Source organism: Paenibacillus sp. Cedars, from assembly GCF_003184205.1.
Lineage (GTDB): Bacteria > Bacillota > Bacilli > Paenibacillales > Paenibacillaceae > Paenibacillus_AQ > Paenibacillus_AQ glucanolyticus.
This window is the reverse complement of the sequence record NZ_CP020866.1, coordinates 2,265,699-2,283,506: the sequence shown is the minus strand read 5'-3', so window position 1 is coordinate 2,283,506 and position 17,808 is coordinate 2,265,699. Positions and strand designations below refer to the sequence as shown.

Sequence of the window (17,808 nt, the reverse complement as noted above, 5' to 3'; positions counted from 1 at the left end):
TTGTCACGCTATATTTTGAACCGTTCTCTTGCAGAAGTAATATGTGCTATGTGATGATTCCCATGCCATGCATACATGGCCGTGGCGTATTCAAGATGAGTCGTTCGCTGGTTCTCGGGATGATAGAACGTTCTTAGAAAGTCTTCATGGTCCATACTGTTTAATAAAGCGACCCATCTGGTATGTATGCCTTCAATCATGGCCAAAGATACTTCAGCAGCCACCGTCATGGAATCCGGAAGCGCTGCCCACAGCCGCTCGTCATACGGTTTGATGGTTGGATTGTCTTCTGTTAAAGCGAGTTTAAACCTCATATAGGAGTTCATATGACTGTCTGCAAGATGATGAACGACCTGACGTATGGTCCACCCACCCTCACGATAGGCCAAGTTAAGCTGTTCCTCAGACAAACCTTGAACGGCTGTCCGCAGTTTCCCAGGCATCCCCTCAATCTCTTGAATCCAGTGATTCCTATGTTCCGGTGACGACTGTCCCTCCCATTCAAATTGCCCTATGGGGTATCTCACATCCATGTTCCTCACTCCGATCTGCATGGTATCATCCCTTATCGTATGAATTGATAAGAACTTCTTCTCTATTAATAGAAGATGTTGTATAAACTGCTAAATCAGCCTACTGAGCAGAAAAATATATTTACATAATATAATTTTCCAAGAGCATTTGCTATGCCCATCCTCAATAATTTTTAATGATTCAATTCTCGAATTATAATGGATATGGCTTGCAGTCTTTTTGAGAAAAAAGGGAGACAGGCAGCATTTAGTGAATGTGCCGCCCCCCATCATTTTATTTTTGACTACGAAATGCGAATGACATTAAACACTTGCCCCGAATATGTGGCAGAGCTGTTTGCTCCCGAAGTATTCATGATAATACGCAGAACATCGCCATTATTCAAAGTAGTTAAATAAGATTTTGAAGCTTCCCCATTGGTTACTAACGTTGCCCCAATGCCAGAGATATTTTCAATGGAAAAACTGGAAACACTTCTCGGTTCTTGCGTAGTGCCATTGATTTGCACAAAGAAGCTGACAAGCCGACTCGCCGAAGCCAACAGTGTAGGGGTTGTGGTTAGATGAACGGTTATTACAAAGTCCACCATATATACTCCGGCCGCATTAACCGTAATCGTTCCTGATGCTACGCTCGTTGTCGTATTTAGGGTAGGCCCTGCTGTTGTAAAAGCTACAGGTGTATTGTCAACAACCGTGATTAACGTAGTAGGGGAACCATAAATGGAACCATAACCTAGAGCAATAGTTCCCGTCGGGCCCGTTGGACCAGTTGCTCCTGTTGCTCCTGTTGGTCCGGTGACGCCAGTTGGTCCGGTTACTCCCGTCGGACCTGTTGGACCGGTTGAACCAGTTCTTCCAGTTGCTCCTGCCCCCCCTGTTCCTCCCGTAGGACCGGTTACACCCGTTGCTCCTGTTGAACCCGCTGCTCCAGTCAGACCGGTTACACCGGTTGGGCCAGTTAATCCCGTTGAGCCTGTTGCACCAATCGCGCCTGTGGATCCCGTTGCGCCCGTAGACCCCGTTGGTCCTGTTGGTCCAATTACACCTGTTGCCCCTGTTGGGCCAGTAGCTCCTGTGACACCAGTGCTTCCTGTTATGCCTGTTACTCCTGCTGAACCTGTTGCACCCGTTGGACCAGTCGAGCCGGTTGAACCAGTTCTTCCAGTTGCTCCTGCCCCCCCTGTTCCTCCCGTAGGACCGGTTACTCCAATGGCTCCAGTCGAGCCGGTTGGGCCTGTTACTCCGGTTGAACCCGTGTTACCAGTTACACCAATCGGGCCTGTCGCTCCTGTTAAACCAGTGGGACCGGTTGCTCCCGTAACTCCAGTGGCTCCGGTTGGGCCAGTTGAACCTGTAACGCCTGTTACACCCGTTGACCCGGTCGAGCCTGTGGATCCTGTAACACCGGTTGCCCCCGTGTTACCAGTTACACCGATCGGCCCCGTTGGGCCTGTTACCCCGGTTATCCCAGTTGCTCCTGTGACACCAGTACTTCCTGTTGGACCTGTAACGCCGATTGCACCAGTTGAACCTGTTGCACCAATCGCGCCTGTTACACCTGTTACACCTGTTGAACCTGTCGCTCCAGTCGGACCTGTAACTCCCGTTGAGCCAGTTGCACCAGTTGGGCCTGTTGTTCCTGTGACGCCAGTTGGACCGGTTACACCGAATCCTCCTGTTGGACCGGTAACTCCCGTAGCACCTGTCAGGCCAGTTGAACCTGTAACGCCTGTTACCCCCGTTGAACCCGTGGCTCCGGTTGCTCCAGTGACGCCGGTTGCACCAATGGCTCCTGTCGGGCCCGTTGCTCCTGTTGAACCCGTAACTCCGGTTGGGCCTGTCGGACCGGTGGCTCCTGTTCCTCCTGTTACTCCCGTTGCACCAGTTGGGCCTGTTGGGCCTGTGGCTCCGGTTGCACCTGTTGGGCCTGTTGGGCCTGTGTTACCAGTTAGACCGATTGCTCCCGTAACTCCAGTTGGACCGGTTATGCCGGTTGCTCCTGTAATACCAGTTGGCCCTGCTAATCCTGTAACTCCGGTTGCTCCTGTGACACCAGTAGCTCCGATTGCTCCGGTTGGACCCGTACTTCCGGTTCCTCCTGTTAAACCAGTTGGACCGGTGACTCCGGCAGTTCCTGTAGCGCCGGTTGGGCCTGTTACCCCGGTTGAACCCGTGTTACCAGTTACACCGATCGGCCCGGTTGATCCGGTTCCTCCCGTTGAACCTGTCGCACCTGTTGAACCTGTAACGCCGGTTGCACCAATGGCTCCAGTCGGGCCCGTTACGCCCGCTGCTCCTGTTGCTCCCGTAACTCCTGTAATGCCAGTTGGACCGGTTAATCCGGTAACTCCGGTGGCACCAGTTGCCCCTGTTGCCCCTGTAACGCCGGTCGGGCCTGTTACTCCAGTTAACCCGGTTGCTCCTGTGACGCCAGTGCTTCCTGTTGTTCCTGTAACTCCAGTTGGACCGGTGACTCCCGTTGGACCAGTCAAGCCTGGGGATCCTGTAGCGCCGATTGCGCCCGTTACTCCGGTTGCCCCGGTGTTACCAGTTACACCAGTCGGGCCGGTCGCTCCTATTAACCCAGTTGGACCTGTTGGACCTGTAACTCCCGTTGAGCCTGTTGCACCAGTTGCCCCTGTTCCTCCGGTTACCCCAGTCGGGCCTGTTACACCTGTTACCCCACTTCCTCCTGTTGGACCTGTAACTCCCGTAGCGCCCGTTGCACCAGTTGAGCCTGTGATGCCGGTTACCCCCGTTGAACCGGTCGATCCTGTTGGGCCCGTTGAACCCGTGACGCCTGTTACACCTGTTGAACCTGTGGCACCAGTCGGACCTGTTACTCCCGTTGAGCCTGTTGCTCCGGTGACTCCGGTTATCCCAGTTGCTCCTGTGACACCTGTGCTTCCTGTTGGACCTGTAATGCCTGTTGTTCCTGTAACACCGGTTACACCCGTTGAACCTGTTGCACCAGTTGGGCCAGTAGATCCCGTTACCCCTGTTAATCCAGTTGGGCCTGTTGTTCCTGCTACGCCAGTTGGACCTGCTAATCCCGTGACTCCGGTGACACCAGTTGCTCCCGTTCCTCCGGTTACCCCAGTCGGGCCGGTTGCTCCTGTTACCCCGATTCCTCCTGTTGGACCTGTAACTCCAGTAGCACCTGCCAGGCCAGTTGAACCTGTAACGCCGGTTGCACCAATGGCTCCTGTCGCGCCCGTTACACCCGTTGATCCTGTTGCTCCCGTAACTCCGGTTGGGCCTGTAGAACCTGTAACTCCAGTGCTTCCTGTATTACCCGTGGCTCCGATTGCTCCTGTAACGCCTGTTGCCCCTGTTCCACCAATCGAGCCTGTAACACCAGTTGGACCTGTGGATCCTGTAACACCTGTTACCCCAATGGCTCCTGTCGCTCCGGTTGGGCCTGTTACTCCGGTTGAACCCGTGTTACCAGTTACACCAATCGGACCGGTTGCTCCTGTTGAACCTGTCACTCCCGTTGAGCCTGTTACTCCTGCTGCTCCGGTTACACCGGTCGGACCGGTGACTCCAGTTACACCTGTAACGCCAGTAGGACCTGTGGATCCTGTCGAACCCGTGGCGCCAATAGCTCCGGTTGCACCAGTTGGACCCGTAGTTCCCGTTGCTCCTGTTGCTCCTGTTGGTCCTGTCGAACCCATGGCGCCCGTAGATCCTGTAAGGCCGGTTGAACCCGTGTTACCAGTTACACCGATCGGACCCGTTGGACCGGTGGATCCTATGACACCTGTGCTTCCTGTTGGACCTGTAAAGCCGGTTGCTCCTGTTGGGCCCGTTGAACCTGTAGTACCTGCCGCTCCCGTAGATCCCGTTAAACCCATGATTCCTGTTGGCCCGGTTATTCCGGTGGCTCCTGCTGCTCCTGTAACGCCGGTTGGGCCTGTAGAACCTGTAACACCAGTTATCCCTGTTACTCCTGTTGGACCGGTTACTCCCGTAGGACCAGTCAAGCCTGTTACTCCTGCCGAACCTGTTCCCCCTGTTGCGCCGGTTACTCCTATCGCGCCCGTTGCTCCAGTAGATCCTGTTGAACCCGTTGCTCCTATTGCTCCTGTAACACCTGTTGGGCCAGTTACTCCCGTTGCCCCTGTGGAACCGGTGGTTCCTGTTGGACCAGTTAATCCCGTAAATCCTGTGGATCCGGTGACTCCAGTAGCTCCGATTGCTCCGGTTGAACCCGTGTTACCAGTTACGCCAATCGGGCCTGTCGCTCCTGTTAAACCAGTTGGACCGGTTGCTCCCGTAACTCCGGTGGCTCCGGTCGGGCCAGTTGAACCTGTAACGCCTGTTACACCCGTTGACCCGGTTGAGCCTGTTGTTCCTGTAACACCGGTTGCCCCCGTGTTACCAGTAACACCGATCGGCCCCGTTGGCCCGGTTGCTCCGGTCGGACCTATGACTCCTGTTGGTCCTGTGACACCAGTACTTCCTGTTATACCTGTTACGCCGGCGGCACCTGTCGGGCCTGTAAAACCTGTAACGCCGGTTACCCCCGTTGAACCCGTAGCTCCGATTGCTCCTGTAGCTCCGGTTGGCCCAATTGCCCCTGTTGCACCAATCGCTCCTGTAGCTCCCGTTGGGCCGGTTAACCCCATAACTCCGGTGGCACCAGTCGAGCCTGTGGCTCCCGTAACACCTGCTGCTCCTGTTGCCCCTACTGCTCCGGTTGGTCCCGTCGAACCCGTCACGCCTGCTATTCCGGTTCCTCCAGTCGGACCGGTGGCTCCCGTTGGACCGGTCAAACCAGTCGGGCCTGTGGCTCCGGTTGCACCTGATACTCCCGTGTTACCAGTTACACCGATTGTTCCCGTTGGACCGGTGGCACCTGTCGCTCCCGTAGATCCCGTTAAACCCATGATTCCTGTTGGCCCGGTTATTCCGGTAGCTCCAGTTGCTCCAGTCGAGCCTGTTACTCCGGTGGCTCCTGCTGCTCCTGTAACGCCGGTTGGGCCTGTAGAACCTGTAACCCCAGTTATCCCTGTAACTCCTGTTGGACCGGTGGCTCCGGCAGCTCCTGTCGCGCCGGTTGGGCCTGTTACTCCTGCTGAACCTGTGTTACCAGTTACACCGATCGGCCCGGTTGAGCCTGTCGGACCTGTCACTCCCGATGAGCCTGTTACACCGGTGTGGCCTGTTGCCCCGGTTATCCCAGTTGCTCCTGTGACACCAGCGCTTCCTGTTGGACCTGTAACGCCTGTTGGACCAGTAACTCCCGTAATTCCGGTTATTCCAGTCGGGCCTATTGCCCCGGTTGGGCCTGTGACTCCCGTTGATCCAGTTACTCCTGTTGTTCCTGAAACGCCGGTTGCTCCTGTTGGACCTGTTGCGCCGGTTGCTCCGGTGACTCCAGTCGAGCCGGTTACTCCGGTTGCGCCAGTAGATCCTGTTGAACCCGTGGCTCCGATTGCTCCTGTCGCGCCGGTTGGGCCGGTTACTCCGGTTGATCCCGTGTTACCAGTTACACCAATCGGCCCGGTTGCGCCGGTTGGACCTGTTAATCCAGTTGCGCCTGTTGTGCCTGTGACGCCAGTTGGGCCGGTTAATCCCGTAACTCCTGTGGCTCCGGTCGGACCGGTGGCTCCTGTGACACCTGTGCTTCCTGTTATACCTGTAACGCCTGTTGGACCGGTTAATCCCGTAACTCCTGTGGCTCCGGTCGGACCGGTGGCTCCTGTGACACCTGTGCTTCCTGTTATACCTGTAACGCCTGTTGGACCGGTTAATCCCGTAACTCCGGTTACTCCCGTTGAACCCGTGCCTCCGATTGCTCCTGTAACGCCTGTTGCCCCGATTGCACCAGTGGTTCCCGTAGCACCTGTTACTCCCGTTGGACCCGTTAATCCCGTAGCTCCGGTGACTCCTGCTGAACCTGTTGCCCCGGTGGCTCCTGTCAAGCCAGTTGGACCGGTTGCTCCTGTGACTCCTGTAACGCCAGTCGGACCTGTTAATCCGGTTACCCCCGTAACTCCGGTGGCACCAGTTGCTCCTGCTGAACCTGTTGCCCCTGTTGCGCCGGTTGCTCCCGTTGCCCCAGTGACTCCTGCGCTACCGGTTGCTCCTGTTCCTCCAGTCGGACCGATTCCTCCCGTTGCCCCGGTAGCTCCAGCAACCCCTGTTACACCCGTTGCTCCCGTATCTCCTCTGGTACCCGTCATCCCTGTAGCACCTGTTTCGCCGGTCGGGCCCGTCGCTCCTGTTATTCCTACCTCACCGCTCATGCCGGCTGCCGCCAGCAAGGTATAATCTGCCGATGCTCCGGGGATCCCCGTGGGATTGGCAACATTGACCAAATACGTACTGCCATTGTATGTCACGACTTGATCCAACGGATAAGACTGACCTTGAGCTGGATCAAATGGTATAACCCCGTTTAAGCCTGCGCCTGCAGCAGCAAGCAATGTATAATCCGGCGACATGCCCGGAACGCCTTGAGGCGAAGTGACATTTGCAAGGTAGGTGCTGCCGTTATAAGTAACGACCTGACCTTGCATATAGAATAAACTTGATCCTGGATCAAAACTGACAATTCCATTTAATCCTTCACCTGTAGCTCCTGTTGCTCCTGTTGCTCCTGCACCACCATCTGCTCCGCTATAGCCAATGGGTCCTTGAGGTCCCCTGACCCCCGGAGCTCCCGTTATACCTCTGGGTCCTCTTCTAGCGAGAACTACTTTTCGTATACATTTCCCACGTTTTCTTTTATGGTGATGATGATGTCGTTGCTTTCTATGATGTGACCGAGATTGTCTTGAAATGACCAAGCGATTTTTCCGAAGCGATTTTTGGCGACTGATCTTTTTCATTATTTTTTTTCGTTGAAGTACACGCTGTTTAGGCTTATTTCTGAGCGATTTCCGAAGAACCCATTTTCTTCTCAGCTAATTTCACCTCCTCGTTTTCGACTCGGTTGCATAAGTATATGAGAAATAACGCCTACCCTTGAATGATTAAAAATATTTAGCGTGATCATCAAGCAAAAAAAGTCCCCCGGATGTTTCCCGGCGGACCTATTTTCTTCAACACCCAATGCCATTCATGACGAACCTAGTATTCCTTCGACTTCATTTATCTGCGCCTCCGACAAAGGTCCAAAAGCAGCTGCCCCGATCAATTCCTCCACCTGCTTCCTGGTTTTAAAACCTGGGATCGGAATCGTCACATGACTTCTCCCCCAAATCCATGCAAGCGCCCCTTGAACTAAAGTTCGATTTCCGCTCGTTAAGACCTCTCTGACTGCCTCAAGCTTTTGGAGGTACGAAGGTACCGCCTTACCATTCTTAAAATAGGTAACCCATTCATGACGGCTTCCCCTTACATCCTGATCACTGAATCTGGAATCATGATTGAATTTTCCGCTCAAGAGGCCCATAGCCAGAGGAGTATTATTAATGCTGGCTAGACCATAACGTTCACATAGAGAGAGCATTTCCTTATCATCACTAAGCACATTCAATACGTGCTGTATGGCAGCTGCTTCCGATTTTTGAGCGAAGATTTGGGCATTGGCTACATCCCATGTGCTCCAGCCATATGTACGGATCAGCCCTTCTTGACGAAGTTCATTCAAACTATCGATGACTGTATCGATTTCCTCTAAACTTAAACCACCTACATGAATTTGGTACATGTCAACATAATCCGTTTGAAGACGTCTCAGGGACCTCTCACACGCATGACGAACATATTCTGGTGTTACATCGTGACGAGTGAATGCTTCCTTGGTTGACTCATCATAGGTATATCCGAATTTGGTAGCAATGACCGCTTCGTGTCGTCTTCCCCTCAACGCACGACCAAGCACCGCTTCGCTATGCCCTGTTCCATATACATCCGCAGTATCAAAAAAGTTTACACCCCTTTCTAACGCTGCATGAATCCCTGCAATCGATTCAGACTCATCGACCTCCCCCCATCCGTCCGGCAAGCCATCTAACGTAAATTCCCCACCGATTGCCCAACATCCCAACCCAAGCGGACTTACGGATATTTCCGATCTGCCTAACATCCTGTTCATGTCATTTCCTCCCTTTTCGGATCACTTCAACATCATTATAATAAGGACAATGGTTTATAGTTAGATCCAATATTCGCTGTTATACAGGAACCAATTAAAGGAGGAAAATCGTGTACGGCATTTATGTAGACCGTGAATCTAAGGTACCGGTGACGCGTCAGATATGCCAGCAGTTGCGAATGATCATCGAATCGGGGCAGCTGTCGGCTGGAACCAGACTGCTTCCAACTCGCGTTTTGGCTAAGGAATGGGGAATTGCGCGCAATGTTGTCATCGAGGTATATGAGCAGCTGATAGCCGAAGGATATCTGGATGGTCGGGCAGGATCTGGCACCTATGTGGCCGAAGGAATCTTCCACATTTCCGATTCGCGTATTCCCACAATTTCCAGCGGAGCGGCAGTCCAGCCACAGCCTAAACCTGAGCGTGAACAAATCATTGATTTTGCGACAGGGGTTCCTGACCAAAAATGGTTCCCTAGGCAAATCTGGGCGAAATACTTGAAAGAAGCAGCAGAAGGCACGTTGTCTGAAGAACATAATTACGGCCATGTCCAAGGCGATTTATCGCTTCGGTCCGCAATATGCGAATATGTATACCGCTCCAAGGGCATTCAATGCACAGCCGAACAAATCATGATTGTTTCGGGCGCTTCCGAAGGTTTTTTTCTCCTGGCCAAATCATTCGCTCCAAAATTTCATTCCTTGTACATAGAAGATCCAACAATCGATTTTACACAAGAGATTTTTAAGCTGATGGACTATCGCCTTGTTCCTGTTGAAGTCGATCTCAACGGAATGCGTATCGACTCCCTTACGAGTATCACTCCGGGTCATCTTGTTTTATTAACACCGTCACACCAGTTTCCTACTGGGAGCCTGCTGTCCATTCAACGCAGACATCAGATTATCCGGATGGTTGAAGAAGCGGACTCATTCGTGATTGAAGATGATTATGATAGCGAGTTCCGTCTTCGGGGAATTCCTGTACCCCCTCTACAGACCCTCTCCCCTTCCAGAGTCATCTATGTGGGAACGTTTAGCAAAACCTTGTCGCCCAGTCTTCGGATCGGATTTATAATTGTTCCGCCGAGTCTAATCGATACCATTGCCGAAGTGAAAGATAAACTGAATTTGCACACACCCTTTATCATTCAAAAGGCATTAAGTCAGTACATTCTGGATGGCCAACTGGAACGACATATCCATAAGATGAAGAAAGTGTACAAGAAACGCAGGAATTTCATGACGGAACGGCTTCAGCACTTATTCGGTAATGATATTTCCATTCTGGGCGATGAGGCAGGCATGCATCTTCAGATCTCTTTTCATCCGAAAGCGTACGCTCTTCTTCCTTGGAATGATACGGCTGCATACGGCTTCCAAGCTGAAACGATTTCGAAATACAGGATCGCCAAGCCGAGCCCCTCCACTCCAACCGGTGTTGTATTAGGGTACGGGAACCTCACAACAGAAGAGATTGAGGAAGGACTGAGCAGAATTTATCAGTATGCTTCTCAGGCAGGGATACCTCGTGAATGAATACTTCTACAACCAAACAAAACGGCCTGTCCGCTTATTGCGAGCCGAGCCGTTTCATTGGAATACTTCTATGTTCTTCTACTTGCTGCACTTCAATGTCCTCGATCCGATCAGTTACGCAGCGTTCGAAACGCATTCAGGATTAAACCTAGCTTCTCTATCGATTACGACTCTTCATAAAAAATGATTTTATTACCGAATGGGTCAATGACACACAGCTCTTTACTGTTCCAAGGCGCGATCTCGATGCCAGGTCTGGAGTATGGATAATTTTTCTGAATCAGTTGTTCATGAAAATGCTCAATCCCTACCAGGTCCACCCGAATGGCTGCGCCGGGTGAGCAGTCTCCATAATGCTCCGTCAAATGGATTTTTAACGAATCCCTGGATATCTGCATGTACAGCGGTGCGGAATCATCAAAGCGATGTTCCCAATCCAGGGTGAATCCAAGATATTGGATATAAAATTCTTTCGCCTTCGTTTCATCGAATACTCTGAATAAAGGTATGATTTCGCTCATAACTCTCCCTCCCATGTCCTGTTTATTCTATTCAATCACTTACCTAAATCTCTTTAAACGCATTATGTATGTGTGCAGCTACGCTGTAAGCAGCGGTTGCAAGGGCATTCAAATCTGCAGACCTTTTATTTTAAAATGCAAATCATGCCATTCATTCATTTCTGGTGGCATTGGAGAGCTTTTTGGCTTTCTCACGTTTAACGCGATTCCACACAAGCAGGATAAGAAAGGAACAAGCCAGACAGATAAAGATTACCTTAAGATAATGTTCGACCACATTCAGAATATACTGCCACTGCTCGCCAAAGATATAACCTATGCTGAAGAAGGATATTACCCACGCTGCGACCCCCGTGTATCCATAGATCCATACCGTCCGGTAAGGTACTCGAATCATGCCGATAAAGTACCCGATGAATTGCCTCACCCCGGGGATGAAAAAACAAATAATGAGCAGCTTATTTCCATACTTGTTGTAATACACCTGTGTTTTCTCCACAAGGGATGGCTTAATGAAGAGCCATTTTCCATAGCGTTCTATGAGCGGCATCCCCAGCTTATATCCAAGGATATAGGTAATGGTTAACCCTATGGCTGCCCCTATAAAAGCTGATCCAAATGCAGGGACCATCTCAACGATCCCCTTATAGGTCAGGAACCCGGTGTAGGTTAAGGTGCTGTTTCCAGGAGGAATTGGAAGAGCAATAAAATCAAGGGGCAGCCCAATCAATAACACCAAATAACCATATTGTTCAAATAACTGCTCAACCAATTCAAACAAATTCATGGATAAACTCCTTCATCTTACCGATAACTGTCATAGTAATGGTGTAGGGCCTCGTTCTCAAAGACCTCTCTGTTTAGCACCCCGTACGGTACAGCTGTTATGTCGTCTGACCATTCGCGAAGCCGATAGCTCTGTTGAATATGGAGCAATCTGGTCAGAACCGATAGTGCGGAATCTTTATGGGTATTGATTGCGGCTTTGTGCTTCATCTCCTGCAGAAGTGCCGGAGTCGTAATCAACTTCAGCAATTGCTGTTTCAGTTCACCAGCCATGGCTTGCTGAGCCACGCCGATTCCCACCAGATAATCCGCATTATCCTGCTCTTGACCCGGCAGCGGTTTAACTAATAACATAGGACGTTCCATCGTCAACGCTTCGGATATGGTGAGTCCTCCTGGTTTTGTCACCATCAAATCAGCCATCGCCATCAATTCATGCATACGATCTACATAACCCATGACCGTTATTTGGGAATGATCCGAAAAATCCTCCTGCAGCGATTGATACAACTTCGTGTTACGGCCGCACACGATTATAAATCGCACATTCTGCGGGTATTCCCGTGATTTCATCCATTCGATAACCTCTTTATCGATCATGCCTTCTCCTCCGCCCATGATCAGCACAACCTGCTCAGATGCATGTATGCCGTAATGATCTCGCAGTCGGCCCTGATCCACCGGTTGGCTGTAGAGAGGATTGACGGGAATTCCGGTGACTGAGATTTTTTTACTTGGCACGCCTTTGCGCTCCAGTGCAAGCTGTACGACATCAGAACCCACCATATAATAATCCGTGTGAGAATGTATCCAGTAGCTGTGATCCGTGTGATCCGTCATGACGGTAGCCGTTGGCACATCGGTAAAGCCCATTGCTTTCAATAAGGACATGCCTGCTGCTGCCGGGGGGAACGTACTGACTACAATTGCCGGCTTCTCCGTCTCCAGCATTGTGCTGAGTTTATGCAGGCTGAAAGTACTGAAGCGCTTCAGCATCTGAATTAGGGTGTTTTCCTCACGTGTTTTTTGAAATAGATAACCGTAGACGGATGGGAAATGCTTCATCCACTGCACAAAGAAATACTGGCCTGCCACATGCAGCCGTGGATGGGTTAGCTCCATATAATCCATTACTTTAACGCGCAGATGAGGGTAGTTTTTTTTAGCTGACTCCACAATGGCCTTCGACGCCTGGTTGTGACCCTCTCCCAGGCTTCCGGTTAATATTAATATTTTTTGCTCATTTATGGATCTCATTGATATTACTCCTTATCTAACGTTATGTGTTGCTTATTCGTTAATCAAAACTTCATCATCGAACCATCAATCATTCTTCACCTGCCGTCACATCAATCGAATCTTTTGGAGGCTGCACCACTGAGGTCTCAGAGCGTTTTTTCTTGCGGTTCTTAATCATCCGTACTGTGAACCAAACGCCCCCGATCAGAATCCCAACAGACACCAGAATAATCGTGAGTACACTATCCACCATATTCTCAGCTGCACGGCCGTAAACATAGAACAGCACGCCCACGGTATAGAACTTCACTGCGCGGCCGATAGCCGCATAACTGAGAAGTTTCCATAAAGGATAGTTCATGCAGCCAGATAGAATGGTAAATATTTTAAAGGGAATCGGCGTGAAAGCTCCAACAAGTATGGCAGCTTCGCCATGCTTGGTGAACAATGCGGTTGCTGAATCATACCATTTTTTCTTCATGATCTTGTTTAAGACTAAACTGCCGGAAACTTTTCCAATTCCATAACCGATAGGCGTTCCAATCAAACACCCTGCAAATCCGATCGTCGCGAGCCAGATCGCCCGGTCCGGGCTCAGAGCGCTCAGGGACAGCTGCGAGAACAGTGCCGGAATCGGAAAAATAATCGCATCGATCATGGCATGAATAAATAATCCGATATCGCCTAAATTACGTAAAAAATCCATCAGGCCTTATCTCCTCTGCTTGGTTACCACCTACGCAACCCGTATATTGTGCGATATCGTTGTTTAGAATCAAATCAGTAAGCATCCGTTCACATTCCTCTCCCGTGTCTTGTTAATGCAAGGATATCATGATCGGAGAGGGTTATCTTCCGTCTTCAGACGATATTCATCCTAGACTTAGGTCTAGATACTAATAGTAGATATAATATAGTAGATATAGTATAAACGAGTTTTATGATCAATAAGTTGGGTTTATGTCCATTTGGTGTAAAACAAAAAAAAGCCCAGCCGCAATTCGCGGCCAAGCTCTAGGTAATAATCTATTCGAATTGGCAGATCTGCGCAACTTCCGAAACGGCATGCACCACATAATCGGCTTGGGATAAATCCTGATTTCCCGAATTCGGATTCACAAAGCCGATGCATTTCATCCCTGCCGCTTTCGCTGCGGCAACACCATGGCGGGCATCTTCAAGCACCATGCAATCTTGTGGCTTCACCCCCAACAATTCGGCAGCCTTGAGATATACATCCGGTGCTGGCTTCCCTCTCTCCACTTCTTCTCCACTCACAACGCATTCAAAATGATCCAGCAGATCAAACTTGCGGAGAACGGCCTTAATGAATACAGGTGGCGATGATGACGCAATAGCCGCCGGAATATTCCGTGCTTTGAGCTCAGCCAGGAGTTCCCGTATGCCATCGATAGGCTCCATCTCACTTGAAGTCAGCATTTCGATTTTGTTGGACAACTGGTATTCAATAATTTCTGAAACAGATGGAGTCAGATTATGCTGTTCTTTCACAGCTGCCCACATCTCCGGATTGGTCATCCCCACGTACTGCTCCAGCTGCTCATGGGTTATAGCCGACCCGTAATAGTTCATTACCTGAATATCCACATCAAAGTGCATGGGCTCGCTATCAATAATGACGCCATCCATGTCGAAAATAAAAGCTTGTATCATGTTCATACCCCTTTGTTGTATTGTTTCTTGCTTAACCCCATATGATATCCAGCACCGTTCCCAGCGCCCCGGATTTATGGCCCCGCAGGACATCGGGATTGAATACCTCTACGAATCCGCACCGGGTGCAGGATACGAACAAATAATGGTGATAATCGATATCGAAAATTTTGCTAACACCGGTACCGCTCATGCTAACTTCCTGCGAGATGCAATCCCGATGACCACAGCGTCGGCAATTGAATTTGCTGATCATCAATTCCTCCATGCTGAGGCAGCCCGCTTCAGTTAATGGATCACTCTGGACGCTTGTCTCTTCGTCCGGCCCAGATATCAGATGCTCAGGCAATACCTCGTGTTTACATACCGGACACGTCTGGTCAATCAAAGCTACATCGCTCGCACACCATGGGCATTGAACCACACCAGCACCTTCCTCCCAATCATGTAGACAACAACGTTCTCTCAAACCCTACTCGTGAATACCCTTCGGCAAAATAATTAAGCTCGTAACGGGTTTGTTGGTATCCGAGGCGTTTGTAAAAGTTGAGAGTACCTTCATTCCCAGGGTGACCCAAGGTGAATAAAACGGCTGTGAAATGGCCTCGATCCCGAATGCCTGCACATACGGCATCCAGTATGCCGGCGCCAATTCCCTGCCGTTGATAAAACGGAGAAACCACCACACCAACAATTTCATATCTTTTCAGATCAGAATTCCATATGTATCCGGCATGACCCACAACATCTTCTGTATCCCTAACAGCCACCCAGTATTTCGCATCATCCTTATGTTGTAAATAAAGATCCCACCTTTCAGGATACAATCGCTGGACAAAGCCAGGAAATTGCAGTGGATGTCGCCCCATTAGCTCCAACACAAGTTTACAATCTTGTTCCTGAAGAAGTCTATAATGGATCATGATCATGATACCTCCATATTCATCCTGCCCATCGAAACCGATCCTCTAAAACGATATAATATCGTGTAACTCCTCCAGCGTATGGATCTCATACTTGGGTTGAATGGACGTGGAGTTTGCCTTGCGTTGCGGGTTATACCAGCAAGTATCAATCCCGTAACGAATGCCGCCCTGTATATCGGAAGTTAGAGAATCACCAACGATGAGGACCTCCTTCTTATCGGGGTGGTTCAATTTATCGAAGGCATAATCAAAAATCCCTTCGTGGGGCTTTTGAGAACCGGCATCCTCCGAGACGATAATACATTCAAAGGCATCACATAACGCAGAACCGTGAATTCGGTTAAACTGTACTTCCTTGATTCCGTTCGTAATGATGGCCATTCGCTGCCCGCGTTCCGCAAGCTGACTGCATAGCTCTTTTGCCCCTTCGATCAGGTATGAGCCCTGTCCTAGATACTTAATGTAGGTATGGCTGAATGCATCGGCATCCAGGTCACATTCAATGCTGTGTTCGGCCAGCAGCCTTTCGAATCTGGCTGTTCGCAGTTCACTCTGCGTAACGCTTCCTTGCTCGAATTCGTTCCATAACTGCTGGTTAATACGCCTGTAGCTGTCCACGATAGCGGCCGTGCATTCCTGATCGATCTCGCCAAATGAACCTGACAATGCAAAAGCCTCCGACTTGGCATAATCATACAACGTATCATCTGCATCGAATAATATAACCTTATATCGCAACGATGTGCCTCCTCGCATGCTTTATTCTTGTTTGCGCTGCTTACTCCGGTGCCGATTCAGATGACAGATGTTCTCTGAACTTTTGATTCAGTTCATGAATCTTTTGTCTTTTTTGATGGACCACATAATCCCTTCCACTCTTTACCAGCTTCATCTGATAATGGAGTATTAAAGATAACAATGTAATCATAACACCTGCAGCCAGCATAATCATGATCCACTCATCCACTGCCAAGAGCATAATGAGCAGCAGCTCAACGACGATGAATATCCCTGCTCCCAAGGCAAGAGTTTTCATATTACCTCCTTAACCCTCTTTGCTGAGCCTATAGTAATGATGAAGCTCCTGATCGAGCTCGACCTCGCCGACGTACGTAAACCCGCATTTTCGGATAACTTTATTGGAAGCCTCATTGCCGGGCAGAGCAGCAGCACATAATTCGAGCTCCCCTGTATTCTGGAACAAAAACTCGATTAATCCCCGAGCAGCCTGGGTTGTATATCCCTGATTGTGATGCCGGTTGGACATTCCATACATGATTTCCCTGTTAGGATAAGGCAGCCCGTCCTTGGGTCCTGTGTTGCACCAGCCAATGGTCTCTCCGGTATCCTTCAACACAATAACTAATCGCAGACGCAGTTGGCCCACATCCCCGCCGTCCTGAACGGCTTGCAGGAACTGTCGATTCTCAACCATCTCATAGTTGGTCAGCCAATCAAGGCGCTGTTCCTTCGGCACATCCCAACCCGGCAGGTACTGCCTGATCTCCGGTTCATGCGTGATCTTGTATATGGCATCCAGATCCTCCAGCATATATTCCCTAAGAACAATATCCTCACATTCAATTATAAAGGGTTTGCCTTGCGGATCGGTCATTGTATAATTGTTCAAAATAGTCCTCCTACATTCATTTCCTTAACGAATCCGGCTTAGACTGCTTCCTCTAAAACCGGGTCTTCCGCAGCCTCTTCCATGATTATACAACGGTTACTGATACAGAGTAACCCCCGGCGCGCGAGGCATAGAGGCTCGAACCCCCTACAAGCACCTAACGCACTACCTGTTTACGTCTATACCAATACGTATAAATCTCTTTATACTGTAACCGATCATACAAACGGTTAGCTGCAACATTATTTTGTATCACTTGCAGATAACTGCAAGTTGCACCTTTCGCTTTTGCCCATTGAAGGATGTGCAGCACCAGCTGCTTGCCGAAACCCCGATTTCTGGCAGCTGGCGAGGTGGCAATATCATAAAGCCCGAGAACCCCCTGCTCCAAAGCTCCAATCCCGCAGGCTACGGGCTTGGATTGATCATATAGAGTAAAGAATCCGTATGGAATAACAGATTGACATAACAACCTTCTCGTAGTTACCAGATCCTGCTCTGACTGTCCCGTTATCACTCCCAGATTATGAAGCCAGTCATCGCTTACATGCTCCTGAACGGTCACTTCATGATGAGTAGGGGCCTCGACATCATGCAAATGCTCCAGGATTCTGACACTGGATGGATCAACAACAGTGTAATTCATAGAATCTAATGTTGAATCCAGATCGGGCGGGTTGAATGGCGTGATTTTGAAAATAACATCAAGTCCGGCATCTGCATAACCTCTCTCACATTGATGAATCTGCGCGTGAAGATCTATCGGATGCTCTGAATATAACGCGCTGATTGAGTTGGACCTCTTCGTAAAACCGTCTGCAAATCGCAGCAACCAGCCATGCTGGACCACCGTCTGGATGGCCGGCCACGCATTCAGTGTCAGTTCTTCAATTCGCTTATGCATA

15 protein-coding genes are annotated in these 17,808 nt (G+C 50.0%); 1 reads left to right on the top strand and 14 read right to left on the bottom strand.

Features of this window, described 5'->3' with window-relative positions; genetic code table 11:
- Positions 1 to 8: 8 nt before the first annotated feature.
- The 3 genes from B9D94_RS12185 to B9D94_RS12170 form a co-directional block, all read right to left on the bottom strand.
- Entirely contained in the window at positions 9 to 533 is a 525-nt protein-coding gene (locus B9D94_RS12185; RefSeq protein WP_301337245.1) for a YfiT family bacillithiol transferase, read from the bottom strand.
- 284 nt (positions 534 to 817) lie between these two features.
- The gene (locus B9D94_RS31475) at positions 818 to 7,063 is read right to left on the bottom strand and encodes a collagen-like domain-containing protein (protein WP_301337244.1); all 6,246 of its coding nucleotides are present in this window, start codon (positions 7,061 to 7,063) and stop codon (positions 818 to 820) included.
- A 542-nt stretch (positions 7,064 to 7,605) separates the two neighbouring features.
- Positions 7,606 to 8,586, bottom strand: a complete 981-nt coding sequence (locus B9D94_RS12170; protein WP_063480585.1) for an aldo/keto reductase — start codon at positions 8,584 to 8,586, stop codon at positions 7,606 to 7,608.
- 110 nt (positions 8,587 to 8,696) lie between these two features.
- Between B9D94_RS12170 and B9D94_RS12165 the strand changes: the two genes are divergently transcribed.
- Positions 8,697 to 10,127: a MocR-like pyridoxine biosynthesis transcription factor PdxR gene (locus B9D94_RS12165; protein ID WP_148247119.1), complete on the top strand. Its 1,431-nt coding sequence runs from the start codon at positions 8,697 to 8,699 to the stop codon at positions 10,125 to 10,127.
- A gap of 164 nt (positions 10,128 to 10,291) precedes the next feature.
- Here the strand turns inward: B9D94_RS12165 and B9D94_RS12160 are convergent, their stop codons facing one another.
- From B9D94_RS12160 to B9D94_RS12110, 11 genes are all read right to left on the bottom strand, one after another.
- Positions 10,292 to 10,648, bottom strand: coding sequence for a glyoxalase superfamily protein (locus B9D94_RS12160; protein WP_006210847.1), 357 nt, complete (start codon positions 10,646 to 10,648; stop codon positions 10,292 to 10,294).
- Between the two features lie 151 nt (positions 10,649 to 10,799).
- Entirely contained in the window at positions 10,800 to 11,435 is a 636-nt protein-coding gene (locus B9D94_RS12155; RefSeq protein WP_148247118.1) for a DedA family protein, read from the bottom strand.
- Between the two features lie 17 nt (positions 11,436 to 11,452).
- On the bottom strand, positions 11,453 to 12,691 hold the full coding sequence (locus tag B9D94_RS12150) for an MGDG synthase family glycosyltransferase (RefSeq protein WP_148247117.1): 1,239 nt from the start codon (positions 12,689 to 12,691) through the stop codon (positions 11,453 to 11,455).
- A 70-nt stretch (positions 12,692 to 12,761) separates the two neighbouring features.
- A complete protein-coding gene (locus B9D94_RS12145) occupies positions 12,762 to 13,379 on the bottom strand; it encodes a YqaA family protein (RefSeq protein WP_063480580.1) in 618 nt (205 codons plus the stop codon).
- Positions 13,380 to 13,699: 320 nt separating this feature from the next.
- On the bottom strand, positions 13,700 to 14,347 hold the full coding sequence (locus B9D94_RS12140) for an HAD family hydrolase (RefSeq protein ID WP_148247116.1): 648 nt from the start codon (positions 14,345 to 14,347) through the stop codon (positions 13,700 to 13,702).
- 31 nt (positions 14,348 to 14,378) lie between these two features.
- On the bottom strand, positions 14,379 to 14,771 hold the full coding sequence (locus tag B9D94_RS31470; RefSeq protein WP_006210853.1) for a zinc ribbon domain-containing protein: 393 nt from the start codon (positions 14,769 to 14,771) through the stop codon (positions 14,379 to 14,381).
- 19 nt (positions 14,772 to 14,790) lie between these two features.
- Positions 14,791 to 15,270: a GNAT family N-acetyltransferase gene (locus tag B9D94_RS12130; RefSeq protein WP_172963938.1), complete on the bottom strand. Its 480-nt coding sequence runs from the start codon at positions 15,268 to 15,270 to the stop codon at positions 14,791 to 14,793.
- A gap of 45 nt (positions 15,271 to 15,315) precedes the next feature.
- A complete protein-coding gene (locus tag B9D94_RS12125; protein WP_148247114.1) occupies positions 15,316 to 16,011 on the bottom strand; it encodes a YjjG family noncanonical pyrimidine nucleotidase in 696 nt (231 codons plus the stop codon).
- A gap of 40 nt (positions 16,012 to 16,051) precedes the next feature.
- The gene (locus B9D94_RS12120; RefSeq protein WP_148247113.1) at positions 16,052 to 16,309 is read right to left on the bottom strand and encodes a hypothetical protein; all 258 of its coding nucleotides are present in this window, start codon (positions 16,307 to 16,309) and stop codon (positions 16,052 to 16,054) included.
- 9 nt (positions 16,310 to 16,318) lie between these two features.
- On the bottom strand, positions 16,319 to 16,903 hold the full coding sequence (locus B9D94_RS12115; protein ID WP_253806144.1) for a GNAT family N-acetyltransferase: 585 nt from the start codon (positions 16,901 to 16,903) through the stop codon (positions 16,319 to 16,321).
- A 157-nt stretch (positions 16,904 to 17,060) separates the two neighbouring features.
- A complete protein-coding gene (locus B9D94_RS12110; protein ID WP_148247112.1) occupies positions 17,061 to 17,807 on the bottom strand; it encodes a GNAT family N-acetyltransferase in 747 nt (248 codons plus the stop codon).
- Position 17,808 lies beyond the last annotated feature (1 nt).

What these genes read in the sequence shown, in the direction of transcription:
- B9D94_RS12185 (WP_301337245.1), bottom strand. Translation starts at nt 533, where the DNA reads ATGGATGTGAGATACCCCATAGGGCAATTTGAATGGGAGGGACAGTCG.
- B9D94_RS31475 (WP_301337244.1), bottom strand. Translation starts at nt 7,063, where the DNA reads ATGCAAGGTCAGGTCGTTACTTATAACGGCAGCACCTACCTTGCAAAT.
- B9D94_RS12170 (WP_063480585.1), bottom strand. Translation starts at nt 8,586, where the DNA reads ATGAACAGGATGTTAGGCAGATCGGAAATATCCGTAAGTCCGCTTGGG.
- B9D94_RS12160 (WP_006210847.1), bottom strand. Translation starts at nt 10,648, where the DNA reads ATGAGCGAAATCATACCTTTATTCAGAGTATTCGATGAAACGAAGGCG.
- B9D94_RS12155 (WP_148247118.1), bottom strand. Translation starts at nt 11,435, where the DNA reads ATGAATTTGTTTGAATTGGTTGAGCAGTTATTTGAACAATATGGTTAT.
- B9D94_RS12150 (WP_148247117.1), bottom strand. Translation starts at nt 12,691, where the DNA reads ATGAGATCCATAAATGAGCAAAAAATATTAATATTAACCGGAAGCCTG.
- B9D94_RS12145 (WP_063480580.1), bottom strand. Translation starts at nt 13,379, where the DNA reads ATGGATTTTTTACGTAATTTAGGCGATATCGGATTATTTATTCATGCC.
- B9D94_RS12140 (WP_148247116.1), bottom strand. Translation starts at nt 14,347, where the DNA reads ATGATACAAGCTTTTATTTTCGACATGGATGGCGTCATTATTGATAGC.
- B9D94_RS12130 (WP_172963938.1), bottom strand. Translation starts at nt 15,270, where the DNA reads ATGATCCATTATAGACTTCTTCAGGAACAAGATTGTAAACTTGTGTTG.
- B9D94_RS12120 (WP_148247113.1), bottom strand. Translation starts at nt 16,309, where the DNA reads ATGAAAACTCTTGCCTTGGGAGCAGGGATATTCATCGTCGTTGAGCTG.
- B9D94_RS12110 (WP_148247112.1), bottom strand. Translation starts at nt 17,807, where the DNA reads ATGCATAAGCGAATTGAAGAACTGACACTGAATGCGTGGCCGGCCATC.